At 41.1% G+C, this 25,665-nt stretch carries 23 protein-coding genes and 1 tRNA gene; 4 read left to right on the top strand and 20 right to left on the bottom strand.

Annotation, left to right across the window (positions count from 1 at the left end; all coding sequences use genetic code 11):
* The first annotated feature begins 67 nt into the window (after positions 1-67).
* The gene (locus LP316_RS13135; RefSeq protein WP_193021601.1) at positions 68-2,521 is read left to right on the top strand and encodes an EAL domain-containing protein; all 2,454 of its coding nucleotides are present in this window, start codon (positions 68-70) and stop codon (positions 2,519-2,521) included.
* A gap of 268 nt (positions 2,522-2,789) precedes the next feature.
* Positions 2,790-3,284 (top strand): Tfp pilus assembly protein FimT/FimU, encoded by a 495-nt coding sequence (locus LP316_RS16095; protein ID WP_193021602.1) that lies wholly within the window; start codon positions 2,790-2,792, stop codon positions 3,282-3,284.
* 75 nt (positions 3,285-3,359) lie between these two features.
* Here the strand turns inward: LP316_RS16095 and LP316_RS13145 are convergent, their stop codons facing one another.
* The 12 genes from LP316_RS13145 to rlmE form a co-directional block, all read right to left on the bottom strand.
* Positions 3,360-4,994 (bottom strand): methyl-accepting chemotaxis protein, encoded by a 1,635-nt coding sequence (locus LP316_RS13145; RefSeq protein WP_193021603.1) that lies wholly within the window; start codon positions 4,992-4,994, stop codon positions 3,360-3,362.
* Between the two features lie 280 nt (positions 4,995-5,274).
* Positions 5,275-6,504, bottom strand: a complete 1,230-nt coding sequence (locus tag LP316_RS13150) for an OprO/OprP family phosphate-selective porin (RefSeq protein WP_193021604.1) — start codon at positions 6,502-6,504, stop codon at positions 5,275-5,277.
* Positions 6,505-6,665: 161 nt separating this feature from the next.
* Positions 6,666-6,938: a hypothetical protein gene (locus LP316_RS13155; protein WP_193021605.1), complete on the bottom strand. Its 273-nt coding sequence runs from the start codon at positions 6,936-6,938 to the stop codon at positions 6,666-6,668.
* Between the two features lie 2 nt (positions 6,939-6,940).
* Positions 6,941-7,417: an RES family NAD+ phosphorylase gene (locus LP316_RS13160; RefSeq protein ID WP_193021606.1), complete on the bottom strand. Its 477-nt coding sequence runs from the start codon at positions 7,415-7,417 to the stop codon at positions 6,941-6,943.
* Positions 7,417-7,848 (bottom strand): antitoxin Xre/MbcA/ParS toxin-binding domain-containing protein, encoded by a 432-nt coding sequence (locus tag LP316_RS13165; RefSeq protein ID WP_193021607.1) that lies wholly within the window; start codon positions 7,846-7,848, stop codon positions 7,417-7,419. The genes LP316_RS13160 and LP316_RS13165 overlap by 1 nt, the downstream gene beginning before the upstream one ends.
* A 208-nt stretch (positions 7,849-8,056) precedes the next feature.
* A tRNA-Leu gene (locus LP316_RS13170) sits at positions 8,057-8,141 on the bottom strand.
* A 15-nt stretch (positions 8,142-8,156) separates the two neighbouring features.
* Positions 8,157-8,528: a preprotein translocase subunit SecG gene (secG, locus tag LP316_RS13175; protein ID WP_193021608.1), complete on the bottom strand. Its 372-nt coding sequence runs from the start codon at positions 8,526-8,528 to the stop codon at positions 8,157-8,159.
* Positions 8,529-8,536: 8 nt separating this feature from the next.
* A complete protein-coding gene (tpiA, locus tag LP316_RS13180) occupies positions 8,537-9,289 on the bottom strand; it encodes a triose-phosphate isomerase (protein ID WP_193021609.1) in 753 nt (250 codons plus the stop codon).
* A gap of 111 nt (positions 9,290-9,400) precedes the next feature.
* Positions 9,401-10,741: a phosphoglucosamine mutase gene (gene glmM / locus LP316_RS13185; protein WP_193021610.1), complete on the bottom strand. Its 1,341-nt coding sequence runs from the start codon at positions 10,739-10,741 to the stop codon at positions 9,401-9,403.
* A 17-nt stretch (positions 10,742-10,758) separates the two neighbouring features.
* Positions 10,759-11,595, bottom strand: a complete 837-nt coding sequence (gene folP / locus LP316_RS13190) for a dihydropteroate synthase (RefSeq protein WP_193021611.1) — start codon at positions 11,593-11,595, stop codon at positions 10,759-10,761.
* Positions 11,596-11,671: 76 nt separating this feature from the next.
* Positions 11,672-13,639 (bottom strand): ATP-dependent zinc metalloprotease FtsH, encoded by a 1,968-nt coding sequence (ftsH, locus tag LP316_RS13195; protein ID WP_193021612.1) that lies wholly within the window; start codon positions 13,637-13,639, stop codon positions 11,672-11,674.
* Positions 13,640-13,710: 71 nt separating this feature from the next.
* On the bottom strand, positions 13,711-14,340 hold the full coding sequence (gene rlmE, locus LP316_RS13200; protein ID WP_193021613.1) for a 23S rRNA (uridine(2552)-2'-O)-methyltransferase RlmE: 630 nt from the start codon (positions 14,338-14,340) through the stop codon (positions 13,711-13,713).
* A 127-nt stretch (positions 14,341-14,467) separates the two neighbouring features.
* On the opposite strand from rlmE, the gene yhbY reads away from it, so the two are divergent.
* Positions 14,468-14,764 carry a ribosome assembly RNA-binding protein YhbY gene (gene yhbY, locus LP316_RS13205; protein ID WP_193021614.1) on the top strand — a complete coding sequence of 99 codons (297 nt, stop codon included), beginning with the start codon at positions 14,468-14,470 and terminating at the stop codon, positions 14,762-14,764.
* A 62-nt stretch (positions 14,765-14,826) separates the two neighbouring features.
* Here yhbY and LP316_RS13210 read toward each other — a convergent pair whose 3' ends face one another.
* The 7 genes from LP316_RS13210 to LP316_RS13240 all read right to left on the bottom strand — a co-directional run bounded on the left by LP316_RS13210 (position 14,827) and on the right by LP316_RS13240 (position 23,165).
* A complete protein-coding gene (locus LP316_RS13210) occupies positions 14,827-15,732 on the bottom strand; it encodes a transporter substrate-binding domain-containing protein (protein ID WP_193021615.1) in 906 nt (301 codons plus the stop codon).
* 156 nt (positions 15,733-15,888) lie between these two features.
* Positions 15,889-16,365 (bottom strand): transcription elongation factor GreA, encoded by a 477-nt coding sequence (greA, locus tag LP316_RS13215; protein ID WP_193021616.1) that lies wholly within the window; start codon positions 16,363-16,365, stop codon positions 15,889-15,891.
* A 206-nt stretch (positions 16,366-16,571) separates the two neighbouring features.
* On the bottom strand, positions 16,572-19,787 hold the full coding sequence (gene carB, locus LP316_RS13220) for a carbamoyl-phosphate synthase large subunit (protein ID WP_193021617.1): 3,216 nt from the start codon (positions 19,785-19,787) through the stop codon (positions 16,572-16,574).
* An 18-nt stretch (positions 19,788-19,805) separates the two neighbouring features.
* Positions 19,806-20,942: a glutamine-hydrolyzing carbamoyl-phosphate synthase small subunit gene (gene carA, locus LP316_RS13225; RefSeq protein WP_193021618.1), complete on the bottom strand. Its 1,137-nt coding sequence runs from the start codon at positions 20,940-20,942 to the stop codon at positions 19,806-19,808.
* Between the two features lie 281 nt (positions 20,943-21,223).
* The gene (gene dapB, locus LP316_RS13230) at positions 21,224-22,030 is read right to left on the bottom strand and encodes a 4-hydroxy-tetrahydrodipicolinate reductase (protein ID WP_193021619.1); all 807 of its coding nucleotides are present in this window, start codon (positions 22,028-22,030) and stop codon (positions 21,224-21,226) included.
* Entirely contained in the window at positions 22,027-22,470 is a 444-nt protein-coding gene (locus LP316_RS13235; RefSeq protein WP_193021620.1) for a hypothetical protein, read from the bottom strand. The genes dapB and LP316_RS13235 overlap by 4 nt, the downstream gene beginning before the upstream one ends.
* A 74-nt stretch (positions 22,471-22,544) precedes the next feature.
* The gene (locus LP316_RS13240) at positions 22,545-23,165 is read right to left on the bottom strand and encodes an FKBP-type peptidyl-prolyl cis-trans isomerase (protein WP_193021621.1); all 621 of its coding nucleotides are present in this window, start codon (positions 23,163-23,165) and stop codon (positions 22,545-22,547) included.
* A gap of 261 nt (positions 23,166-23,426) precedes the next feature.
* Here LP316_RS13240 and LP316_RS13245 point away from each other — a divergent pair, with 261 nt between their 5' ends.
* Positions 23,427-24,737 carry a Na+/H+ antiporter NhaC family protein gene (locus tag LP316_RS13245; RefSeq protein WP_193021622.1) on the top strand — a complete coding sequence of 437 codons (1,311 nt, stop codon included), beginning with the start codon at positions 23,427-23,429 and terminating at the stop codon, positions 24,735-24,737.
* Positions 24,738-24,795: 58 nt separating this feature from the next.
* Here LP316_RS13245 and LP316_RS13250 read toward each other — a convergent pair whose 3' ends face one another.
* Positions 24,796-25,605 carry a M48 family metallopeptidase gene (locus LP316_RS13250; protein WP_226960748.1) on the bottom strand — a complete coding sequence of 270 codons (810 nt, stop codon included), beginning with the start codon at positions 25,603-25,605 and terminating at the stop codon, positions 24,796-24,798.
* Positions 25,606-25,665: the final 60 nt, after the last annotated feature.

Here is a 25,665-nt window from a genome sequence, read left to right on the forward strand (position 1 = left end):
CGGTCGCTAGATAAATCGCAGTATTAGTATCTCCATTATTGTGTATGCATTCGAGGACGAAAGCTTTATGAAAATCAAGTATAAACTGTTCTATATACCTGGTCTTTTGATTATTCTATTTTTACTAATAATACACTGGGTTGTATTCAATCAAGTAAGAGATAACATTGAAACTTCTTTACTAAGTTCTCAGCGTATTTTGCTAGACAGTACCACGAGTAGTATTTATGAGTTTATCGACCAGTATGTTGACCTTGTTACTTACCTTCAAACATTTGATACGGTAAAAGACACCAGTGAGTATAAAAACATTAGTGCCCACTACAAAGGGCTTTCTGACCAACAAGGGATTAATGTTCGCAGCTTATTCAAGCAAACACTCAAAACCTACCCAGAGTTTGCCTATTTTGCCACCTACACAAAAGAAAACGCAATTAATGTTATCTACGAGCCATACAATGAACAGTTAAAATTGACAGAAGACAGTTATCATAAAGGCTTCTCATATCGAGACTGGTATAGCGGAGCAATGAATCAACGCGCTACATATGTCAGTGAAGCCTATATGAGTGCTTCAATATTACAGCCCGTTGTCGCCATTTCAACGCCCATTTTTGTTAAAGAAGACATCGTCGGAATAATGATTGGCTCACTGAAATTGACAACGCTGAGTAATTTCTTAGCTGAGCTCAATTTTGGTCAAACTGGACACGCTTACATTATTGATAAAAATAACCAGATAGTCGCGCATCCAGATCCTAAGTACTTCAAAGACAATCAATTATTCAGTTTAAATGATAGTGATATTCTTAATACTATTAGGCAAAGCGCAGGTTTTGAACTTCAACCGGGCCTTTTAAAAGCCTACGATCCCTTAACCAACAGCGAAGTTTATTTTGCGTTCAATAAGCTCGATGATACGGGCTGGACAGTAATTACACAAATGTCGGTGGAAGAAGTTGATAAGCCCATTAAGAAAATGTACCAGACAATTTTCTTACCTTCTATGATAATCGCGCCACTTCTATTGTTCGCCTTATTTCTCATCGTTAGACGCGTTGTCCAACGCATTGAGTTACTCTCGAAAATTTCAGAGAATATTGACGACGATAGCCTTGAAATTGATGATAACGAGATGCGAAGTCTACAAAACTTACAGGGGGGCAATGATGAGACTTTGAAGCTTTTAGACAGTTTTGAATCTATGCTCGAACGATTAAGGCATAGTTTTAACAACGTAGACTTTTTAGCAAATCACGATCAATTAACAGCGCTACCTAACAGGCGGAGCTTTCACTTTGAAGTGAAGAAGTTCATTGATTCAGGTAACAGCGGCGCTATCGTTATCCTAGATATCGACAACTTTAAAATAATCAACGATACCAAGGGCCATGCATTTGGCGATAAGGTATTAGTAGAAATAGCATCGCTGTTGCGAACTAAAAATAATGATCGTTTTTACTTTTCTCGCTTTGGTGGTGATGAGTTTTTAGCTTGCATTAAAGTTCAAGGTGAAAACGCTATTGAAGCTGCAATTGCAGAATTGCACGAGGCGATTACCACAGTGATTGACATAGATGGCATTGAAATTGATATCAACTGTAGTATGGGGGTTTCTCTATTCCCTGAACATCAAACCAACATTGATGAATTAATTAAAACAGCTGACTTAGCACTTTTTGAGGCCAAGGAAAGTGGTAAAAAGCGTTATGCCTATTATAACTCAACGCTCAAAAGCAGAATTATTGAAGAAGTTGATATAGAAAACAGCATCAAAGATGCACTTAATAACGACGGTTTTAAACTGGTTTATCAGCCACAGGTGAATATTAAAACCGGTGAATTAATCGCATTTGAAGCGCTAATTAGAATGAAAAATGGTGTGTATCACCCTGGCCAGTTTATTCCTGTTGCAGAAAAATATGGACACATTTCGGATATTGGCCGATGGACATTATTAGAGAGCATTAAGCAACTTTCACAATGGCAAAATGACGGGTTACCAGTCCACCCTATCTCAGTCAATTATTCTGCAGGTCAATTCGTCGATAAGGACTTTATTAGCTTTGTTAAACAAACGCTTTCACATTATCGCGTATCTGAAAAGTATCTAGAGCTTGAAATCACAGAAGGTCTATTTATAAAACCGATGGCAGACGTCAATCAATTATTAAATGATCTGAGTGCCATGGGAATCAAGTTATCAATCGATGATTTTGGCACTGGCTACTCATCAATAAGTTATCTAATGTCCCTACCAGTAAATAAGGTAAAATTAGATAGAAGTCTGTGTGTTAATTACTTAAACGATAAAGATTCTCCGGTAGTTGAGTCAATGATCCAGTTGATCAAAAGCTTTGATATGGTGGTGTTGGCAGAAGGCGTAGAAGAAAAATCAGACGTTGACATGCTGGTAAAATTAGACTGCGATATTATTCAAGGGTATTACTTTGATAAACCACTTGATGCAGATGACGCAAGGGTTCGATTAACCAGTGACTACCGAAAAATGATACCGTAGCCAACCGTGTTAGCACCATTACTCTGTGAGTAGTTAGCTAATCCAAGTTAAGGCGGTGACATATTGCCGTCTTTACCTACTTTTATCTTTGCTTCGCGGCAAACTGCCTATAGCGTTACGCAGCTGTAACAAGATGTACCCTCGCTTTCAATCGCCCTAATTCAAGGTTAACATCTGAGCCCTTCGACGCTCATTAGCGTGTTAAATAATTTAAATTTTACCTGAATTAAGCATATATCGGGCTTTAAATACCGATATTGGAGTACTTATGATGAAACCAGCTAAAGGCTTTACCCTCATTGAATTAGTCGTCGTGATAGTTATTCTCGGTATACTCTCTGCGGTCGCCGCCCCTAAATTTATTGACCTTCAACGCGATGCTAATATCTCTGCGTTGCAGAGCGTCAAGGGCTCAATAAACTCCGCTAACCAACTGGTTTACTCTAAATCTGTGGTGATGGGGATTGAAAATAAAGACTGCGCGCAAGAAGGTTGTAGTATAGAAATCAATGGTCAAACATTGACGCCACTCAATGGTTTTATTCGCCCAGAAGAGTATAAAGATGCGAACGAGCTGCTTATCGCGATGAATTTACCGGAAGAAGACTGGCACGTATGCGGGGTTTTAGATACCAATATCACATCTCGCAGTATCTACAATGAGTCAGCTGGAGATTGTAACCACGCTCGAAAGTGTTACATTCGTTACCGTATGAATATAGACAACACACCTAATGTTGAAATAATTGATGACGACTGTTAACGGTAATCAATCGAATACGACACATTAAACATTCACTTATATCTTCGATGGCGCTTTAATTTAACTAAGTTTCTGTTAATCCAATTTAAAGCGCTCAACAGAATGTGATAATTGCCTCGCTAATGCCATTGTCTGACACGCTTGTTCACTGTTGCGTTTTGCGACGTCAAAATTGTTATTCGTATGATCAGATAAAATCGTTAAATTCTGACTGATATCATGTGCTACTTGAGCTTGCTCTTCTGTCGCTGTCGCTGTTTGAGCCGCCATGTTACTCACTTTATTACAAGCTGTAGCGATATCATCAAGCGAAACTAGTGCTTGTTTGGCCTTATCTGCTGTCGATATTGCGCCTTGGCTACCATCATTAATCGACTGAACCGCTTTTTTAACGCCCGTCTGTAAATTTTCAATCATTTCCTGAATGCTTTGTGTCGACTCTTGAGTGCGACTTGCTAAAGATCGCACTTCGTCTGCGACAACAGCAAACCCGCGCCCTTGTTCACCCGCACGTGCAGCTTCAATAGCTGCATTTAGCGCCAAAAGATTAGTTTGCTCAGCAATACTTTTAATCACATCGAGCACAGACGCTATATCGTTTGAATATTCAGATAATTGACCTATGACCTCAGCAGCAGTATCTATGGTCTGTGATAACCCCTCCATTTCAGCAACCGTTATCTTTGTCACCGAGCTACCTTCTTGTGTTAACCGGTTTACCTCATCAATTTGATCTGAGGTAGACACTGCTGTTTGTGCTACCTCCTTAACAGCAAAAGACAGTTCATTGACGGCGGTTACAATCGAGTCAACTTTATCGGTTTGTTGCTGACTAGTAACCTGAACACTTTTTACGCCGCTATCTAAATTTTCAACACCGCCAATTACCGACCGAGATTGTTCCAATATCGAACGAATGAGATCTGCCAAACCACCTATTAATTCATCAAAGTCATTCGCTAGTTGACCAATTTCATCAGTCCTTTGGGAGTTTATCCGACGTGTTAAGTCACCATCGCCACTGTTGAGGCCCTTAATTTCGTCAGATAATGTCAGAATTAAATTTGATAGAGATTTAGGCCCTAATGTGCCTACAGCGAAGGTTAACGTGACCACGATTAAGCTGAAAATGGATAAAGCAATCGTCCCCTTACTTACACTGCCAATAGTTTCACGACTCAAATCAGCACTCGCTTTATCAGCATCCTCACCCGCAGTATTATAGTATTCTCGCAGTGTTTCAAATTTTGTTAATACGTCTGAATCACTCAACGTTTTAGCCGATGCTAACTGACCTTGCTCTACTAATTCAAATACTCGTCGGGCACTAGATAACCAATTATCATATGCTCCTTTGAACGCGTTTAACTTGACTAAAATATCGGGATAATCTTTCATCAATCGTCGATAATCTTCCATTCTATCTAGCGCTTGTTTGGCATTTTCTTCGAACATTACTTTGTGATTTTTAAATTGCTCATCGACCGTTGTGTTCTGCAAAATACTTAATTCAGCTACTCTGGCTTGATACAAATCTCGATCAGCATTCAATACAGAAGAAATTGCAAGATTAAACGTTTGACCGATTTGAGTCATCCCTTCTTCCGTTTTAGCTATTAACTTGGTGTATAAAAACGCAGATAAAATGAAAATAACACCAATACCACAAAAGAAAGCCGTATAGCGAAACCGTATGCTATTAAAATTCATTACATTATCCTTATCGAACAACAAATTAATTCTCTTGGTATTACTAGATTGTAGAACATATATTGAAAGACAAAGCGTTAATTGCATTTCGACTTCAAGTGTCCGCACTTGAAAGACGCGCTTTCAACACATTAGATAACAGCGCTCTAAGCATTAGGAAGGTATAAAAATAAAAAAGCCAATGCGGGTGCATTGGCTTTGGTCTATGAATATCCATCAATCGTTATTTATAACTTGTTTCTTGGGCTTTATCTTCCGACTTTAACAATGCTGATATTCACTAAAAGCTAAAGTCATGCTGAAGCCTGAATCGGGTTTCTGAGCCTGTTGAATCAAAGCCTAACTCATCAATTTCATGTCGTGAAATATCAAACGTTAACTTGTTGCGATGGCCGGTAAAAAACCAGTTAGCACCTAAGGTTAACTCTTTTAAATTGTTGTCAGAAATATCAGTATTTGGATCGACATTGGCAAAACGCGCTGCTAACTCAAGTTCTTTTGGCATGCTTTTAAAGTAGCGGTTAGGAAAGAAACCTACTTGAACATAGTAGCCTTCAAGATTAGTAATTTCATTGTTTACGCGATCATCCACTTGCTTTTGATGATATTCAGTTTGAAATGACACACCGTTGTACCGGTAACTAAAATCGACCATCCATTGTTTTAGTTTAAATTGATCATCCACCCCCTCAACGGCTTTATCTTTAAAGTCACGCAATTGACCAGGAGCGCTAGTTGAAAACTTAGTATAAGCGCTGGTATTAGTCGTTGCGGAAACAGCAAAATGTGCCGCTGGTTTGCTACGGAATTTTAAATCGCCCATGGCAGTTTCCATTTGCTCGCCTAAAAAATTCCACTGATAACGACCGACATACATAAAGTGATCATTTTCATTTTTGCCATCACGGCCGGTACCGTTGAATATATCGAACCAGTAATTTGAATCTGCCCATGTCCCCTTATTTAAATGGCCTAAAAAGCTGATACCTTGCTGGCGATCAATATTGAACCAATCGTTAACTATAGAGCGATCAACGAGTTGTTGATCTTTTGAAGAGGTTACCCGCTCTGGCGAGTAATGCGCTTTCATACGACCGAAGCGAAATTGGAACTCATCGACAAATTTGTAGGTTAAGCGACTATCGAGAAGTTGGCTACCAACAAGGTCGTATTCAAATTTAACTTTAAGGTTCTCGTTAATATTACCACCAACTTTTAAACGCGCTCGTTTGATCTCTTGACTAGTGGTGTCACCATTTAATTTCGCAATTGAATCAGGATTACCGTCATAAGGCGTTGATACGCGTGATTGAATGCGAAGTTCGGGTTTTAAGTGCATAGCGCCATCTTGAGAGACTACATGGGTAATATTATCTTTATAGTAAATATCAAGATCAGTTTTATCTGCCGCTGTAACGGTAAAACTTTGACCTAGCAAACTCGTTGTAATAGTAATGATTGCACAAGGCAAACGGCGTAAAGGTTTATTTGATTGTTTAGGTCTCATCATTTTTATCAGCTTAGTTTAAAAGTTATGCGCATCCTAAATTCGATTTGTGACAGTTATATGACAAAACACCAAAATAAAACACAAAAACCCATAATTAACAACAAGTTAACCTGGAATACATAACCAACTAATAACCGTTAACAATTATTATAATTAATCGTTTAAACCATTAGTTGAAACAAACGATAAGTTAAACATTGGTTGCTTTTTGTGGTAGCCAACGCAAGGATGATGTCATAGCGAGCGTTAAAATAAGAAATGAATAAATCGACTTTAGCTTCAGGCGAGGCACTCTGGTTAAAGTATTTTGCTAGCTCAGCGTTTTGCTGGGAAATAATATCATTTCGTTCGCTCAGTAATATCGCTTTTTCTTCGTCTAATTTTGCCAGCCTATTATCAATGTCGAGTAACTTCTTTGATAATACGCTAGTCATGTTTAAAGTCCTTTAAACATGCGAGGAGAGTATACAGGCTGTATAGTTTCGATAAGTTTCAGCTTTGTAATATCAGGATGCAGAGGGTTAACAACTGCCATAGAATAGTCTTCAATTCCCACCGCAACACTTGGTAAAAATAAAACTAAAGCACGATTAGACTTTAAAAATTCATCTCCCATGAGTTGAGTGCATAGTGGGTAAGGCATCTCTTGCCAATTATTAGCCAAGTTTTTAAGCTCTAAATGCTCCACTTCAACATCATCAGGTAACTGATAAATAGCCTTACAATGTGATGCAGGAATTAGTCTAGGTGAAGGGTGATAGTTGGCAGCTTCCACTAATGCTGTTGCCATATCTAAGCCAAAATAAATAACAGGGTGACCAGGAGAATTCCAGCGCGCCCCGTCTTCAAAGCTAGCCCCTCGCCCAGCAAAATTATCAGCGTAAGCTTTATTGGTGACTCGATAAAGCTTCATTAACTATACTCGCCGAACTCTATCTTTCTTAAGGTTTGTCGAACAAGTTCACGCCCAGCATGAGAATCGAGTAATGATACAGGCTGTTCCCCACCAAGCGCTGGAATTGGTGAGTGCAGCCATTCGCTAGCAAGTTCAAGAGAGCCATATATTCGGGTGGCAAGCATATATACCCGCAAAGTATCGACAACACTGTCGCCAACTATCTTCGGCAGTTTTACAAGGCGATAGCTTTTGCTTAAGTTTGTTTTATCTTTACCTACCACTTTAGCGAAAACATCACGATCCTTGATGGTTAAAACAATATTTTTAAGTGTTTCACCAGATACACCTTGATTAACCGCGTGGTAATACCCTGCACCACTCATGATGTCGCTATCAGGAATAATAGTAGCTAATTCTTGATAGTCAGTATGTTGTGCTAATGCCATAAGCCCACCTCATATAATTCAACAATAGTGAGTATACACCAATTAGTAAATATCACTAACAAAAGAAGTCAAAACAACTAAAACATACATTCATAGTTCTAAAATTCGGGTTGAGTTAGCAAACAGTTAGCAACCAATTAGCAACCAAAATCCACTAAACATCAGGCACAAAAAAGGGCTGTATCGCTACAGCCCTTTAATTATGTATTGGTGCGGATGGCGGGACTTGAACCCGCACGCTGTTAAGCACCACCCCCTCAAGATGGCGTGTCTACCAATTCCACCACATCCGCGAAATTTGTTTTAGCTTAGTCTGGAATGTCGCTTTCAGACTTGTCGCTTGCTGCTGGTACGTCTTTATTTGGCACTGGCTCAGCCGACGTATCTGCTGGAATAGAAGACTCTACAGGTGCTTCTAAATTGTTCCATTCGTCTGTCGCGTTTACGCGCTCAACAGTTAACTTACCTAAGACTAAACTGATTGCGAAAAATGCAATCGCTAGGTAAGTTGTCGCTCGAGTCATGAAGTTACCAGAACCACTTGAACCGAAGATTGTTGCTGATGAGCCGGCACCAAATGATGCGCCCATATCGGCACCTTTACCTTGTTGGATAAGAATAAATCCAATCAAGCAAAGTGCAACAATCAAATAAACTATGATTAAAATTTCATACAACATTATCTGTTTTATCCTTTTGCCTTCGAGCAAATGATTTTAAATTCATCAACTTTTAAACTTGCCCCGCCGATTAGACCGCCGTCGATATCCGCTTGAGCAAATAATTCTTCACTATTGGTAGCATTAACACTACCGCCGTATAATAACGCAACTTGTTGTGCTACGTCAGCATTTAGTTCACTTAAAAATGAACGAATAAATGCGTGTGTTTCTTGCGCCATTTCTGGAGACGCTGTTTTACCTGTGCCTATCGCCCAAACTGGCTCATAAGCAACAACAATATTAGAAAAGGCTTCTATCCCTACTTCATCAATTACCGGCTGTAACTGACTGGCTAATACTGTCTCGGTTTGGTTAGACGCTCTTTCGTCTTCACTTTCACCAATACATAAAATAGGCGTTATGCCTGCTTTTAATGCGGTTGCAACTTTCTTTGCAACAAGATGACTTGTCTCGTGATAAATACTTCTGCGTTCAGAGTGCCCGAGAATGACATATTCTACACCAAACTCTTTTAGCATCTCTACTGAAGTTTCACCGGTGAAAGCACCTTTAACTTGCTCGCTTGCATTTTGTGCACCAACAGCAAAATTGTCATTTTGCACGGTTGTTAATACACCAATATGCATCATTGAAGGACAAATAATAACTTTTACATTATCCGCCAACTCGATTTCAGATAACGCTTTACTCATATTTGAGACTAAAGCTAAATCACCATTTAATTTCCAGTTAGCTGCAACAATTGTTGGTCTAGTCATTTTTCTTTCCTACTTTGGAGCGGCGAGATATTAACTAACATGAGCACAAGTTACAAGTTTTTGTGCTCATGTTCTGTTTGTTTGGTTATATTTCAAACACATTGTTAATTATTATGCGCACGCCACCTTTACGGCTTCTGCAATTTCATTGGCATACTGCATTACTTCATCTTCTTCAGGCCCTTCCACCATGACGCGAATAAGTGGCTCTGTACCAGATTTTCGCAATAAAACACGGCCACGGCCTGTAAGCTTTTCATTGACTTGATGAACGGCTGTCGCAACGTTATCGGCGGTCAGTGGGTCATTATCACCACTAAAGCGAACATTGACCAATACTTGTGGGAGCATCGTCATACCTTGGCGCAATTCGTACAAGCTTTTACCTGTATCAACAATCGCGGTTAAAACATTCAAGGCCGCAATAATACCATCACCCGTAGAAGTGTGATTTAAATTGATGATATGGCCAGAATTTTCTGCACCAAGCTGCCAGTCGTTTTTCTGCAGTAACTCCATGACGTAACGATCGCCTACCTTTGAGCGGGCAAACGGAATACCTAAATCGGCAAGTGCTAACTCCAAGCCCATATTACTCATCAGTGTACCAACAACACCGCCGCGCAATTGACCTTTTGCTAAGTCGTGCGTGGCAATCACAAATACCGCTTCGTCACCATCAACAACGTAGCCGGTGTGATCAACCATCATCAGACGGTCACCGTCACCATCTAATGCGATCCCCAAATCGGCTTGGTGTTCAACCACCGCTTGAGAAATCATTGCCATCGATGTTGCACCACAGCCGTCGTTAATATTGGTACCATTAGGTTTTGAGGCTAATTCAATCACTTCTGCGCCTAGTTCACGAAATACATTAGGTGCAATGTGATAAGTTGCGCCATTAGCGCAATCGACAACAATCTTTAAGCCTTTTAATGATAAAGCACTTGGGAAATTTGACTTACAAAACTCAATGTAACGACCAGCGGCGTCTTCAATACGGTATGCTTTACCAAGCTGAGCTGATTCAACGCAGCTCATGTCTTTGTCTAATTCAGCTTCAATCGCTAACTCAACGTCATCGGGTAATTTTTCACCGCTTGCTGAAAAGAATTTAATACCGTTGTCGTAGAATGGGTTATGAGATGCACTGATCACAATCCCCGCTTCAGCGCGAAATGTTTTTGTTAAATAAGCGATACCCGGTGTTGGCATTGGCCCTAGTAAGCCGATATCAATACCTGCTGCTGAAAAGCCCGCTTCTAACGCCGACTCCAACATGTAACCTGAAATACGCGTATCTTTACCTATTAATACTTTTTTCGTGCCGCTAGCTGCTAACACTTTACCTGCCGCATAACCAAGTTTCATCACAAAATCAGGGGTGATTGGGTATTGACCAACTAATCCACGGACACCATCGGTACCAAAGTATCTTCTGTTTGACATTTAAATATCCTTGTAAATTACTGCTGCACTGCAGCTAAAACTTTCAGTACGTCCACTGTTTGAGGAACATCGTGAACGCGAATAATTTTCGCACCTTGCTGCACACTAAGCATAGCGGCAGCTAAACTACCAGCAAGGCGCTGATTAACTTCTCTATTTAATAAGTTACCTATCATCGACTTTCGTGAAATGCCAATGAGTAAAGGTAAACCTAGCGCTTCAAATTCACTTAACCGCGCCAGTAACTCGTAATTTTGCGCTAAAGTTTTGCCAAAGCCAAAACCTGGGTCGAGCATAATTCTGCTTGAACTAATACCCGCCGAGTTTAACACCTCAATCCGCTGTTGAAAAAACGCCATAATATCAGTTACAACATCTTGATATTGCGGGTTGTCTTGCATCGTTCGCGGTAGCCCCTGCATGTGCATTAAACACACAGGTACTTTAGGGTATTTTGCTAACACCTCAACACAGCCTTCATTTTGCAGTGCACGCACGTCATTAATAATATCAGCGCCAGCAAGAATGCTTTGCTCCATCACCTGAGCTTTTGACGTGTCAACGCTAACCAATACATCAAAATGTTGCTTGATTGCTTTGATTACCGGAACAACCCGATTAAGTTCATCTTCAAGACTAACATCTTGGGCACCAGGACGCGTTGACTCACCACCGACATCAATGATCGTAGCGCCATCTGCAACCATTTGTTCAACTTGCTTGAGTGCATCTGTAGGGTTGAAAAACTTACCGCCATCGGAGAAGGAATCAGGCGTGACATTGAGGATCCCCATCACATGGGGTGTAGATAAATCTAAACGAGTTTTCGGGCACTGAAGAAAGGTTGCTGTCATAGGGTGTTATTATTATTCTAAAATGCTAAATTAAAAAAAGCCCCTAAAAACGGGGCTTCTTATTATACCAAGTAAATTAGTCTTGGATATCTTTAGGAGACGATAAATTTGGCTCTACCTTGTTATCGTCATTGCCTTTTGACTTATCTGCTTCGTCAGCCTTCTCACCTTGTTTTGATACAGGAGGCTCTGACGATTGAGAGTCGTCGAAACCACCGCCATCTGCTGGTGGGCGAACTTCTTTGCGCGCCATTAGGTCGTCAATTTGGCCAGCATCAATAGTCTCATATTGCATTAAGGCATCTTTCATCGCATGCAAAATATCCATATTATCTTTTAAAATTTGCTCTGCTCGCTGGTAATTTCGATTACAGAAAGCTTTGATTTCCATATCTATTTCTTGAGCTGTTTCATCAGACATATGCAACGACTTAGATGATGTACGACCTAAAAACACTTCGCCTTCTTCTTCGGCGTATAGCATTGGGCCCATTTTCTCCGACAAGCCCCACTGAGTAACCATTTTACGCGCTAGGTTTGTCGCACGCTCGATATCATTTGATGCACCTGTTGAAACTTTATCAGGGCCATAAATGATCTCTTCAGCAATACGGCCACCGTATAATGAAGAAATATTACTTTCTAAATGTTGCTTAGAATGACTGAAGCGATCTTTTTCTGGTAAGTACATGGTGACACCTAAGGCACGACCACGCGGAATAATACTCACTTTATAAACTGGATCATGCTCTGGTACTAAGCGACCAACAATTGCGTGACCCGCTTCGTGGTATGCAGTCATTTCTTTTTCTTCATCGCTCATTACCATTGAACGACGCTCTGCACCCATTAAGATTTTATCTTTGGCTTTCTCAAACTCTTCCATTGAAACAACACGGCGAGAAGCACGCGCCGCAAATAATGCAGCTTCATTCACTAAGTTTGCTAAATCTGCACCAGAGAAACCCGGCGTACCACGTGCGATAACCGATGCTTTTACATCATCGCCAATTGGCACTTTACGCATGTGAACTTTTAAGATTTGCTCGCGACCGCGAATATCTGGTAAACCTACGGTTACTTGACGGTCAAAACGACCAGGGCGAAGTAAGGCTGGGTCTAACACATCTGGACGGTTAGTAGCAGCGATAACAATAACCCCTTCGTTACCTTCAAAGCCATCCATTTCAACAAGCATTTGGTTTAAGGTTTGCTCACGCTCATCGTGACCACCACCTAAACCGGCACCACGTTGGCGACCTACCGCATCAATCTCATCGATAAAAATAATACAAGGTGCAGATTTCTTCGCTTGGTCGAACATATCGCGAACACGCGAGGCACCCACACCAACAAACATTTCAACGAAATCAGAACCTGAGATAGAAAAGAATGGTACTTTGGCTTCACCAGCGATTGCTTTTGCAAGTAATGTTTTACCCGTACCTGGTTGACCAACCATTAAAATACCTGACGGAATACGGCCACCAAGTTTTTGGAATTTCGTTGGATCACGCAAATAATCAACTAACTCAGCAACTTCTTCTTTTGCTTCATCACAACCGGCAACATCGGCAAAGGTTGTTTTAATTTGATCTTCGCTTAATAAACGCGCTTTAGATTTACCAAATGACATCGCGCCTTTACCGCCACCACCTTGCATTTGACGCATGAAGAAAATCCACACACCAATAAGTAGTAACATTGGGAACCACGAAATAAAAATAGACGTTAAGATGCTTGGCTCTTCAGGTAATTCACCTGTAGCACGAACACCTTGCTTAACCAAGTCGTTAATTAAATCGCGATCGTAACCACCCGGAATAACCGTGACGAATTGTTCACCATTGCGCTTAGTACCTTTAATAACGCCGTTGCGATCAACGGTTGCTTCACGCACTTGGCTTTGTCGTACATCTTGTACAAACCGAGTGTAATCTAATTGCTGTTCATTGCTGTTACCGGGAGTAAAACTCTGGAACACAGACATCAAGACAACTGCAATAACCAACCATAAAATAAGATTTTTTGCCATATCGCTCAACTTAACAACCTCTTGCTGTGTCTAAAAAAATGCGACTCTTTAGAATAAATAAATTCATTACTTCTAATTTACTACAATTTAAAACCAGTAGCTACCAGATAAACCTCTCTTGATCGTGCTCGAGACGATTCAGGCTTTCTCGTTTTAACTACTTTAAAGACGTTTTTCACTTCTTTCATAAATTGATCGAAGCCTTCGCCTTGGAATACTTTAACAACAAATGCACCGTTTTTCTTCAAAACTTGGTGACACATATCTAACGCTAATTCAACAAGATACATACTGCGAGCGGAATCAGCTGAGTCGTTCCCCGTAAAATTTGCCGCCATATCCGACATCACAACATCGATGTTCTTACCATCTATACGTTGTAAAAGCGCATCTAGGACTGCTTCTTCGCGAAAATCACCTTGTAAAAAATCAACACCAGGGATTGGGTCCATGGGTAAAATATCACAAGCAACCACTTGGCCATCGTCGCCAACTGCTTTCACTGCGTACTCAGACCAGCCGCCAGGGGCCGCGCCTAAATCAACGACCTTCATCCCCGGTTTAATTAATTTATCTTTGTTGTTTATCTCTTCTATCTTGAAAACAGCGCGAGAGCGCAAGCCGAGTTTTTGCGCTTTTTTTACGTACTCATCCTCAAAATGTTCATTTAGCCAGCGGGTTGAACTGGCACTGTGTTTTTTCTTACTCAACGAACTAACCTTTTGATCACACTTTTGATAACGCGATTACATTATTGTTTCGCGGATAACATAGTATTACTCACTAGATAAGGTTAAAATAGTCTTAATTCAAGCAAACTTGTAACGAAAATTGTTAATGAACTTAAATAAGAAGCAAATTCAGTACTTAAAAGGGCAAGCCCACTCACTTAAACCTGTTGTTTTACTCGGTAGTAACGGCCTTACTGAGGGTGTTGTTGCCGAAATTGATGCCGCGTTAACGCATCATGAACTCATTAAAGTGAAAATTCCAACAGATGATCGTGAAATTAAAGGATTAATCGTTGAGGCGATTTGTCGTGAAACCAATGCGATTAAAATTCAAGTGATCGGTAAAACTTTGGTTATTTTCCGTCAATCAGACGAAAAGAAAATTCACATTCCAAAGCTATAAGCAGCTAAAGCTATACCAATTGAAATAATGGTTGAACAAACTGTTGTTTCAATTGGATCCTACTATCGTTCGTCAACCACTAATCTTTTTGTTTTTTGCGCCTGTCCAATACAGCTATTATTAAACGCAAGCTTATCAAGCGCCTGTTTGGTTTGTTCGCTCAGTAAAGGGTTATCTAAGACAATCACCTCCCGGTTGGCCAAGTTAGCCTTTTCTATGATTCTGGCGGTGATCTCACTCGAATCAAAATAGGCATCGAAACTACCGTCTTGTATTGCCACTTCCAACCCGTACTGAATTCGCTCAGCCAACCTTGGATTAGCCTTGTTAACGAAATAGAAAAACGGCGAGTGATAATAAATAGCAAAGCGTTGCTCAATCGCTAATTCTGGATATTGATCAACTTCGTTGAACGCCTCATATAACGCTCGTGGGAAATAATCGAATCGCCCTTTGGCCAACATTCGATAAAGCGCACTGTGCTCTTGTGCGGTAGAAACTTGAAAATCGTTATTATTTAAAATGACAGTATCAGGCCAAAGCGTACCTTGGCCGGCGTTTAGTTTCGCCAACTCAGCAGCACTAGTGAGCTCATCAAACCTAGCTTGCTCACCAACCCTGATCAATGAGATTCTACAACCACCTAAACCTTTAAACAGAGGGATTCTAACAGGAATGAGCTTCTCTTCTCGCTCTATTGAAGTCATCGTCCAAATGATGTTGACATATTTATTCGTGCGAGCAAGCTCAATCATGTGTGTTTGACTCAAGCCCGCATCAATACGATTAAGCTCATATGCACCGTATTTATCAGATGACTTTTCTAAGGCCAACTTGAGCAAGTCGGTATAATACTTTTCATACTTGATATTTTGCCGGTGTGTTTCATACCACGAGTAATTAACAACATCCGTTGCCTGTGCCACACCCGACAAACAAAACAAGGCGATGATAAATTTAGGCCACATGAATAACATCCTGTCTTTTTTCTTACCTACTAAGCATAGCCTGAAATAAAAAAAGGGAAAGCGCTTTTAACACTTTCCCTATTATTTCACGATATTACAAAGATTCTACGGCGGCTTTACTGGCTGACAATTCTGTCCCAGTAAAACAGCAGTTATCTACTTATGATCAACTGCGATGACTTCGTATTCGACTAAACCACCAGGTGTTTTAATTTCTACTTCAGAGTCAACCATTTTACCAATCAAACCACGGGCAATCGGCGAGTTAATGCTAATGCGGTGTTGTTTGATATCTGCTTCGTCATCACCGACAATTTGGTAAGTCACTTCTTCATCTGTGTCGATATTTAACAAGGTGACGGTTGCGCCAAAAATAACCTTACCGGTATTTGGAATTTTAGTGACGTCGATGATTTGAGCGTTTGACAATTTCCCTTCAATTTCTTGAATTCGACCTTCACAGAATCCTTGTTGCTCACGTGCAGCATGGTATTCAGCATTTTCTTTTAAATCACCGTGTTCACGTGCTTCTGCAATGGCTTCAACAATTTCTGGACGCTTTACTGTTTTTAAATGGTGTAACTCATCACGTAACGCATCTGCGCCGTGTGCCGTCATCGGAATTTGATTCATAATTTTTCTACTTTTTACTACATCAAAATTGGAGCCTTCACGTCAGGCTCTTAATGATATTTAAAATTGACTAAACGATAAGTTTATAGATTATTAGGCATAAATACAAAAGGGAATACACATTTATACAATAAACATGGATTCCCTTTTTACGATAAGTTGATGAAATACTATCTTTTAGTAATATTCCATCAGTTATGCGTTAATTAACAACGGTCGTGTAATTCTTGGATAGACGTTACCGTGTTGCGATCGTCTGCTGCGTGCGCTTGGCAAGCTGCAAACGCGGCGTTTAACGTTGTTGTGTAAGCAATCTTGTAACGAAGTGCACCACCGCGCAATACTTTTGAGTCTTCAATCGCTTTGCGACCTTCAGTCGTATTGATGATGTAGTTGTACTCACCATTTTTGATTCTATCAAGAATATGTGGGCGACCTTCGTGTACTTTGTTGACTAAACGCACAGGCACATTCGCTTCACCTAAGACAATCGCTGTACCGTGTGTTGCATCAAGCTCGTAGCCTAATTCAATCATTTGTTTGGCTAATTCTACTACGCGCTCTTTATCAGAGTTACGTACCGAAATTAACGCACGCCCCGCTTTAGGAATAGTTACACCAGCGCCTAAGTTAGCTTTTGCATAGGCTTCTTCGAAAGTATTACCTACCCCCATAACTTCACCGGTTGAACGCATTTCTGGGCCAACTAATGGGTCAGAGCCGTGGAACTTGTTAAATGGAATTACCACTTCTTTTACCGAGAAGTAAGGTGGAATAACTTCTTTAGTGATGCCCTGCTCTGCCAATGTTTTACCAGCCATTACACGAGCGCCAACTTTGGCTAACGGTACACCCGTTGCTTTCGACACGAACGGCACTGTACGCGCTGCACGCGGGTTAACTTCGATTAAGTAAACTTTGCCGTCTTTAACTGCCATTTGCGTGTTCATTAAGCCTTTAACGCCTAATTCAAATGCGAGTTTAGACACTTGCTCGCGCATTACGTCTTGTACTTCTTGTGATAACGAGTACGCTGGTAATGAACATGCTGAGTCACCTGAGTGAACACCGGCTTGCTCAATGTGTTGCATAATACCGCCAACAACTACTTCGGTACCGTCACAAAGTACATCGATATCTACTTCGATTGCATCATCTAGGAAGTGATCAAGTAATACTGGTGAGTCGTTTGATACGCTTACCGCTTCGTTCATGTAACGACGTAAATCTTCTTCGTCGTAAACGATTTCCATGGCTCGGCCACCTAGCACGTATGACGGACGCACAACTAATGGAAAGCCGATTTCTTTAGACTTAGCTACCGCTTCATCTAATGAAGTAACCGTTGCGTTTTCAGGTTGTAATAAACCTAAACGCTCAACAGCTTGTTGGAAACGCTCACGGTCTTCTGCGCGGTCAATTGCATCTGGTGAAGTACCGATAATTGGTACGCCAGCCGCTTCTAATGCACGTGCTAATTTAAGCGGTGTTTGACCACCGTATTGCACGATAACGCCTTTTGGTTGTTCAACACGCACGATTTCTAATACATCTTCAAAAGTAATTGGTTCGAAGAATAAACGATCCGATGTATCGTAGTCAGTTGAAACCGTTTCAGGGTTACAGTTAACCATGATGGTTTCGTAACCGTCTTCACGTAATGCTAATGCCGCGTGTACACAACAGTAATCAAATTCAATACCTTGACCGATACGGTTAGGGCCGCCACCTAAAATCATGATTTTGTCTTTATCAGACGGGTTCGCTTCACACTCTTCATCGTAGCTTGAGTACATGTAAGCAGTATCTGAACCAAATTCCGCCGCACACGTATCTACACGCTTGTATACTGGGTGAATGTTAGCTGCGTGACGAATACGGCGAATTTCTGATTCATTGGTACCAATAACGTCTGCTAAACGGGCATCTGAGAAACCTTTGCGTTTCAAGCGAGCAATAACGTCTTCCGTTAGGCCAGCCATACCCGCTTCAGCTAAGGCTTTTTCTTCAAGTACGATATCTTCAATTTGCACTAAGAACCAACGGTCAATTTTAGTTAAACGGAATACGTCGTCTACGGTTAAACCTAAGCGGAATGCATCGGCAACATACCAAATACGATCTGCACCAGCTTCTTGCAGCTCGTGCATAATTTTAGTTTTTGCACCTGGCTTAGTCACGTCAACTTTTGGGTCGAAACCGTTCGCGCCAACTTCTAAACCGCGTAAGGCTTTTTGCATTGATTCTTGTTGGTTACGACCAATCGCCATTACCTCACCTACCGACTTCATTTGCGTCGTTAAGCGATCTTCAGAACCGGCAAATTTTTCAAAGTTAAAGCGTGGGATCTTAGTCACTACGTAATCGATTGTCGGCTCGAATGACGCAGGTGTTGCGCCACCTGTGATATCGTTTGATAACTCGTCTAGGGTGTAACCTACAGCAAGTTTTGCCGCGATCTTAGCAATTGGGAAGCCCGTTGCTTTTGAGGCAAGCGCCGATGAACGAGATACACGAGGGTTCATCTCAATGATAACCATACGGCCATCTACAGGGTTAACACCAAACTGCACGTTTGAACCACCGGTTTCAACACCAATTTCACGTAATACCGCAAGCGATGCGTTACGCATGATTTGGTATTCTTTATCGGTTAACGTTTGCGCTGGTGCAACAGTAATTGAGTCACCGGTGTGAATACCCATTGGATCGAAGTTTTCGATTGAACAAACAATGATACAGTTATCATTTTTGTCGCGAACCACTTCCATTTCGTACTCTTTCCAACCAATTAATGATTCATCGATCAATAACTCATTGGTTGGCGAAAGATCTAAACCGCGAGTACAAATCTCAACGAATTCTTCACGGTTGTAGGCGATACCGCCACCCGTTCCACCCATAGTGAAAGACGGGCGAATAATACAAGGGAAGCCGATGCGAGATGAAGTGTCTAATGCTTCATCCATCGAGTGAACAATTTCAGCGCGTGGCGTTTCTAAACCAATGGCTTTCATCGCTTTATCGAAACGGTCACGGTCTTCAGCTTTATCTATAGCATCAGCTGTTGCACCAATCATTTCAACACCGAATTCTTCTAAAACCCCGTGTTTTTCAAGATCTAATGCACAGTTAAGCGCAGTTTGCCCCCCCATGGTCGGCAATACCGCATCTGGGCGCTCTTTTTCAATAATTTTGCGAACCACTTCCCAGTGAATTGGCTCGATGTAAGTTGCATCAGCCATTTCTGGATCCGTCATAATAGTTGCTGGGTTAGAGTTAACAAGAATAACTCGGTAACCTTCTTCACGTAACGCTTTACACGCTTGTGCGCCAGAGTAGTCAAACTCACACGCTTGACCAATTACAATTGGGCCAGCCCCTAAAATTAAGATACTTTTTATGTCAGTACGTTTTGGCATAGTTTTACGTCTCTCTTTTTAAGCTTGAGCTTTGCGTGCTTTGATTAATTCAATAAAGTGGTCAAATAAAGGTGCAGCATCATGTGGACCAGGGCTTGCTTCAGGGTGACCTTGGAAGCTAAACGCTGGTTTATCGGTGCGGTGAATACCTTGAATTGAGCCATCAAATAACGATTTGTGCGTTACTTTTAAGTTTTCTGGCATGTTGTCTTCATCGACTGCGAAACCGTGGTTTTGCGAAGTGATCATAACCACATTGCGATCATAATCTTTTACTGGGTGGTTAGCACCGTGATGACCGAACTTCATTTTGATAGTTTTCGCGCCACTGGCTAGGCCTAGTAACTGATGACCTAAACAAATACCAAAAACTGGAATATCGGTTTCTAAAAAGGTTTTAATCGCATCAATGGCGTAATCACACGGCTCAGGATCACCTGGGCCGTTTGATAAGAAAATGCCATCAGGGTTAAATGCTAATACGTCTTCTGCCGAAGTTTGTGCAGGAACCACTGTTAAACGACAACCACGGTCGACTAACATGCGTAAAATGTTGCGTTTTGCGCCAAAGTCATAGGCTACCACGTGAAAATCCATTTTTTCTGGAGTAACAAAACCTTTACCTAACTGCCAGCTGCCCTCTGTCCATAGGTAAGTTTCTTTGGTTGAAACAACTTTTGCTAAATCCATGCCTTTTAAGCCAGGGAAGCCTTTAGCCTCCGCTAATGCTGCGGCTTCATCTAGGTTGTCACCAGCCATAATGCAGCCGTTTTGCGCGCCTTTCTCACGTAAAATACGCGTTAATTTACGGGTATCGATATCAGCAATACCTAATATATTGTGACGCACTAAGTATTCGCTTAATGTTTCTTGGTTACGAAAGTTACTTGCTAATAATGGCAAATCGCGAATGATTAAACCTTTAGCAAAAACGCCAGTTGACTCTTCATCTTCTGAGTTGGTACCCGTGTTACCAATATGAGGATAAGTCAGCGTTACAATTTGCTCTGCATATGATGGGTCAGTAAGAATTTCTTGATAACCAGTCATTGAAGTATTGAATACTACTTCACCAACTGAACAGCCCGTTGCACCGATAGCGGTGCCTTTAAATACCGTGCCGTCTTCAAGCACTAAAATGGCAGATTTAGTCAATTTAACCTCCGAAAGAAGAACTATAACCTAATAGTCGTTACCGGTTTCATAGCGTACTATTAAGTGCGAATACTAGTATGATCTAGCGCATCAAACATCGAAATTTTCACGCAAAATATCGAATTTTTGACAAATTGCGCGCATTCTACGCACTTAGCCCGTCAACGTCCACAAAAACTTTCAAAAATATCGTGTTTTTACAGTTTTTTGTCTTAAAACCCCAAAAACATGAGTTTACTCTCTATTCAATTAAAAATTCATGACCGTTTAGTCTAGTTTTTTTAATTCTTAAGCCCAAGCACATCTTGCATGTCATAGAACCCGTTTTCAGCTGCACTCAACCATAGTGCGGCTCGCATTGCACCATGAGCAAACGTCATTCTCGACGTCGCTTTGTGGGTCAATTCAATACGTTCCCCCAAGTCAGCAAAAAGCGCAGTGTGCTCACCGATGATGTCGCCAGCTCTGACCGTGGCAAAGCCAATAGTTTTTGGGTCACGCTCATCCGTGATCCCCTCACGACCATATACAGCACACTGGTTTAAGTCTCGCCCTAACGTATCTGCTATCACTTGGCCGATTTTTACCGCGGTGCCCGATGGCGCATCTTTTTTAAATCGGTGGTGCGCTTCCATGATCTCAATGTCAGTATCATCGCCAATCGCACGAGCAGCCATTTCAACTAGCTTAAACAATAAATTAACACCAACACTGGTATTTGGCGCTAAAATCACGGGAATTTCGCTAGTAAACTCTTTAATTTTAGCCACTTCATCGTCATTAAAGCCTGTAGTGCCAATAACTAGTGCTTTCTTATGTGTTTTACACCACTGTAAATGCTCAAAGGTCGAGGCGATTGACGTAAAATCAATCAGTACGTCAGCATCAACTAAAGAATTTAGGTCACAACTGGCATTTTTGCCAATCGTGCCAATACCGGCGAGTTCGCCTAAATCGATACCGTCAAAGCTTGAACCTTGACGAACACTACCACCAACTAACGTGATTTTGTTATGCTGCACAGCTGCATCAACTAGGTTTCGACCCATACGGCCATTACACCCTAAAATTGCTACCTTGATTGTCATTGTTGTGATTCTCTTGGGATCTCAAATGTGTGTGAAAGTGAAGTATATTCAGATGCCTGATGTGAAATAACGTTACTAATTTGAAGTTTATCGCCTTGACCAACAAGGTGATACAGTGCAGTAAAATCAGTAAACATCTGATTATTGTTATCAAAAAATTGCCAGTGAATTATCACTAAAACTAACGTTGAGTTGAGTGGCTCAAAGCTCGCTTGTTTGGCCTCAACACGGGTAAACCCCAAATTTTGTAGTTGACCAAAGATATCAGTGAACTCATTTGCTAACGCACTATTATTACTCAGAATTTTTAAATCATCTGGTGTTGATAAACTGCAAGGCACCTGATAACACGCCATGGCAGCGTCAACGTCAAAATGTTCAAATGCGCGTACGTATGCCTGAAATAGTTGACCTAAATTGTTTTTACTTGCTAATTTCACTGTTAGTTATTATCTGGGGTTAATATCTGGCAAAAGCTCATTCATAAAAAAGCCGGGGAAACCCGGCTTAATCATTATAAAATATCTAATAACTCAACATCGAAGACTAATGCTGAGTATGGTGGGATAGCACCTTGAGAGCCACGCTCACCGTACGCTAAGTTATACGGAATGTATAAACGGTACTTAGCGCCAACAGGCATTAGCTGAAGTGCTTCAGTCCAACCCGCGATAACGCCACCTACTGGGAATTCAGCCGGTTGACCGCGATCGTATGAGCTATCAAACACGTCACCATTGATGAAGGTACCGTGGTAGTGTGTACGAACCGTGCTAGCCGCTGTTGGCTTTTCACCATCACCAGCTGCTAAGATTTCATATTGTAAACCTGATTCAGTAACTGTCACTTCTTCGCGTTTAGCATTTTCAGCTAAGAACGCTTCACCTTCAGCTGCTTTTTCTTTAGCTGCTGCTTGCTCTAACTCTTGTAACTTTTGAGAAACGATAGAAAATGCTTCGTTTAATGCTTCGTCGCTTACTTGGCTTGCTTCGCCAGCTAATGCATCGGCTAAACCAGCTTGTACTGCTGTTACATCGAAGTCTTTGAAAGGGTTGTTTCGCAATTGGTCACCTAATTGACGACCTACACCGTAACTTACACGTTGTTCAATTGATTCAAATTTTGTATCAGACATTATTTTTCTTCACTTAAAAATTTCGGCGCAGATCTTAGCACAATCCTAGTGGCGAATGTAGTCATTTCACCAGAAATTATCGAACTTAATCTAATAACTTATGATAACAACTTAAAACACTTTAGCCATCTAAACATCTAGATTGACACATCGTATTACGCCACTATAATGCTCACACTTTTACACCTTTGTTTAATTTTTACCTCACCGAAAAAAGATGCTACAAAGGTACGCAAGTAGATAATAGTTAATGGAAACTCGATGGCAAACCAAAATCAAAATCGCGCCAGCTTTAAAGCGCTAATACCATTTCTGGTCTTTTTAGGCCTGTTTTTAGGCACCGGTATGTATTTAACTTACCAAGGTCAAGATTTTGCGTTTTACCAACTTCCCGCCAGTATTGCGATAATACCCGCTATTTTTGTCGCGCTCTATTTAGGTAAAGCACCGATAGAGGAAAAAATTGGTCAGTTTATTCGGGGTGCTGGTCACGAAAACATCATTACCATGTGTATGATTTACCTACTTGCCGGCGCTTTTGCCGTTGTTGCTAAAGCTACAGGTAGTGTCGATGCCAGTGTTCAGTTGGGGTTAGCACTATTTCCTGAATATCTGCTGCTACCGGGTTTATTTATTGTTTCAGCCTTTATTGCTACGGCAATGGGTACGTCGATGGGAACAATCGCGGCAATCGCCCCTATTGCGTTAGGTTTTGTTGAAACAGCTGATGTTAGCCCTGCTCTAATAGCCGGTGTTATCATCTCTGGTGCTATTTTTGGTGATAACTTGTCGATTATTTCTGATACCACCATCGCCGCGACACGAAGCCAAGGCGCTCATATGAAAGACAAATTTAAAGCCAACTTTAAGTTTGCTATGCCAGCTGCGATCATCTGTTTAGTGATTTTTACTCTACTTGGCGAGAGCATTAGTTATCAAACATCAAGTGATATTGAATTTATTGGCTTGATACCTTACCTGTTAATCCTGACCTTAGCTCTGTTAGGCATAAACGTATTTATCGTATTAACTGTTGGTATTTTAACTGCGGCTTTAATTGGTTATATGACTTCAGGTTACGAAGTTTTTGCCTTTATTAGCGATATCAATACTGGGTTCAGTAACATGCAAGACATCTTCATCTTATCGCTATTTATCGGTGGTTTGAGTGCTTTGGTTAAGGCGCAAGGCGGCTTAACGGCGCTAACGCATAAGATTGAATCAATTACCCGTTCAATGAGTAAAAACAATGAGAAAAGAGCCGCCGGTATTGGTATTGGTATGTTAGCGTTTTTTACCAACTTTTTTACCGCCAATAATACAGTTTCAATTATTGTGACCGGTGATACCGCGAAAGAATTAGCAACGGATGCTGAGTTAACACCAGCGCAATCGGCGAGTTTATTGGATATTTTTGCTTGTATTAGCCAAGGGTTAATCCCCTATGGTGCGCAAGCATTGTTACTCGGCACGACCATGAAGATTTCTCCCGTTGATGTAGTGACCTACTCTTTTTATCCTATGGTGCTGTTTGTGGTTGTCTTATTAATGTTTAATAAAGCGACCAAGTAATGTGTTGGGCTAATTTGTAGGGTCAGAGTCAACTGACTCTGACCCCTAAAGTTTAAAATCACGCCTTGATAGGGTTTACACAATTAGGCTTTGCCGTTGCTTTTTTATATAGCGGGGACGAGTTACTTAAGTTACCACGCAACTCTTTAATTCGACTTTGATTTGACGGGTGAGTTGATAAAAACTCAGGCGGTTGATTGCCTCCGCTCGCTTTCGCCATGTTTTGCCATAACTTAATTGACGCTTCAGGATTAAAACCGGCTTTGGCCATTAAATCTTGACCAACGATATCGGCTTCCGTTTCATGTGAGCGGCCGTAAGGCATTAACACACCATACTCGGCAAAAATACCTAATGCTGCGATCGTTAGTGCCTTGTGTTCAACATTCATATCACCTATGGCAACACCCGTAGCAATCAAGCCTAGGCCTGCTAATTGTTCAGCAGAAATTCGCTCATTAGCATGCTCTTCAATCACGTGAGCTACCTCATGCCCCATAATTGCAGCAAGCTGGTGTTGATCTTCAGCGACTTTTAAAATTCCCTTATAAACGCCAATTTTGCCACCGGGCAGTGCGAAAGCATTAATTTGGTCTGAATCAAAGACAACAACTTCCCATTCGCCATCATGTGCACTTTTAGGTACGTGAACGGTTATAAAATCGGCAACGCATTGAACGTAGTCGTTAGTTTTCTTATCGGTACTGACTTTTTGCTTCTTTTTCATTTCTTCAAAAGATTCAGCGCCCATGGCATTGAGTTGGTTTTGGTCCATAAAGGCGATTTTGTTGCGTCCCGTCGAAGAAGTGCTGCATCCAGCGGCAGTTAAAGCAAGCAATAGTGCCGAAGTGATCAATGTGCGTTTCATGATAATCCCTAGAATCGATTCAGTCTTGGCTAATATTCTATGGCTCGATGAGGAAATTGA

This window comes from Thalassotalea sp. LPB0316, assembly GCF_014898095.1.
Taxonomy (GTDB): Bacteria; Pseudomonadota; Gammaproteobacteria; order Enterobacterales; family Alteromonadaceae; genus Thalassotalea_G.

Bases quoted from the DNA above. Each gene is read 5' to 3' on its own strand.
- LP316_RS13150 (WP_193021604.1), bottom strand. From the start codon at position 6,504: ATGATGAGACCTAAACAATCAAATAAACCTTTACGCCGTTTGCCTTGT.
- glmM (WP_193021610.1), bottom strand. From the start codon at position 10,741: ATGTCAAACAGAAGATACTTTGGTACCGATGGTGTCCGTGGATTAGTT.
- LP316_RS13210 (WP_193021615.1), bottom strand. From the start codon at position 15,732: ATGTGGCCTAAATTTATCATCGCCTTGTTTTGTTTGTCGGGTGTGGCA.
- carB (WP_193021617.1), bottom strand. From the start codon at position 19,787: ATGCCAAAACGTACTGACATAAAAAGTATCTTAATTTTAGGGGCTGGC.
- LP316_RS13135 (WP_193021601.1), top strand. From the start codon at position 68: ATGAAAATCAAGTATAAACTGTTCTATATACCTGGTCTTTTGATTATT.
- LP316_RS16095 (WP_193021602.1), top strand. From the start codon at position 2,790: ATGATGAAACCAGCTAAAGGCTTTACCCTCATTGAATTAGTCGTCGTG.
- LP316_RS13250 (WP_226960748.1), bottom strand. From the start codon at position 25,605: ATGAAACGCACATTGATCACTTCGGCACTATTGCTTGCTTTAACTGCC.
- LP316_RS13155 (WP_193021605.1), bottom strand. From the start codon at position 6,938: ATGACTAGCGTATTATCAAAGAAGTTACTCGACATTGATAATAGGCTG.
- yhbY (WP_193021614.1), top strand. From the start codon at position 14,468: ATGAACTTAAATAAGAAGCAAATTCAGTACTTAAAAGGGCAAGCCCAC.
- LP316_RS13160 (WP_193021606.1), bottom strand. From the start codon at position 7,417: ATGAAGCTTTATCGAGTCACCAATAAAGCTTACGCTGATAATTTTGCT.
- LP316_RS13240 (WP_193021621.1), bottom strand. From the start codon at position 23,165: ATGTCTGATACAAAATTTGAATCAATTGAACAACGTGTAAGTTACGGT.
- folP (WP_193021611.1), bottom strand. From the start codon at position 11,595: ATGACAGCAACCTTTCTTCAGTGCCCGAAAACTCGTTTAGATTTATCT.
- secG (WP_193021608.1), bottom strand. From the start codon at position 8,528: ATGTTGTATGAAATTTTAATCATAGTTTATTTGATTGTTGCACTTTGC.
- greA (WP_193021616.1), bottom strand. From the start codon at position 16,365: ATGAATCAAATTCCGATGACGGCACACGGCGCAGATGCGTTACGTGAT.
- tpiA (WP_193021609.1), bottom strand. From the start codon at position 9,289: ATGACTAGACCAACAATTGTTGCAGCTAACTGGAAATTAAATGGTGAT.
- LP316_RS13145 (WP_193021603.1), bottom strand. From the start codon at position 4,994: ATGAATTTTAATAGCATACGGTTTCGCTATACGGCTTTCTTTTGTGGT.
- dapB (WP_193021619.1), bottom strand. From the start codon at position 22,030: ATGACAATCAAGGTAGCAATTTTAGGGTGTAATGGCCGTATGGGTCGA.
- LP316_RS13245 (WP_193021622.1), top strand. From the start codon at position 23,427: ATGGCAAACCAAAATCAAAATCGCGCCAGCTTTAAAGCGCTAATACCA.
- LP316_RS13165 (WP_193021607.1), bottom strand. From the start codon at position 7,848: ATGGCATTAGCACAACATACTGACTATCAAGAATTAGCTACTATTATT.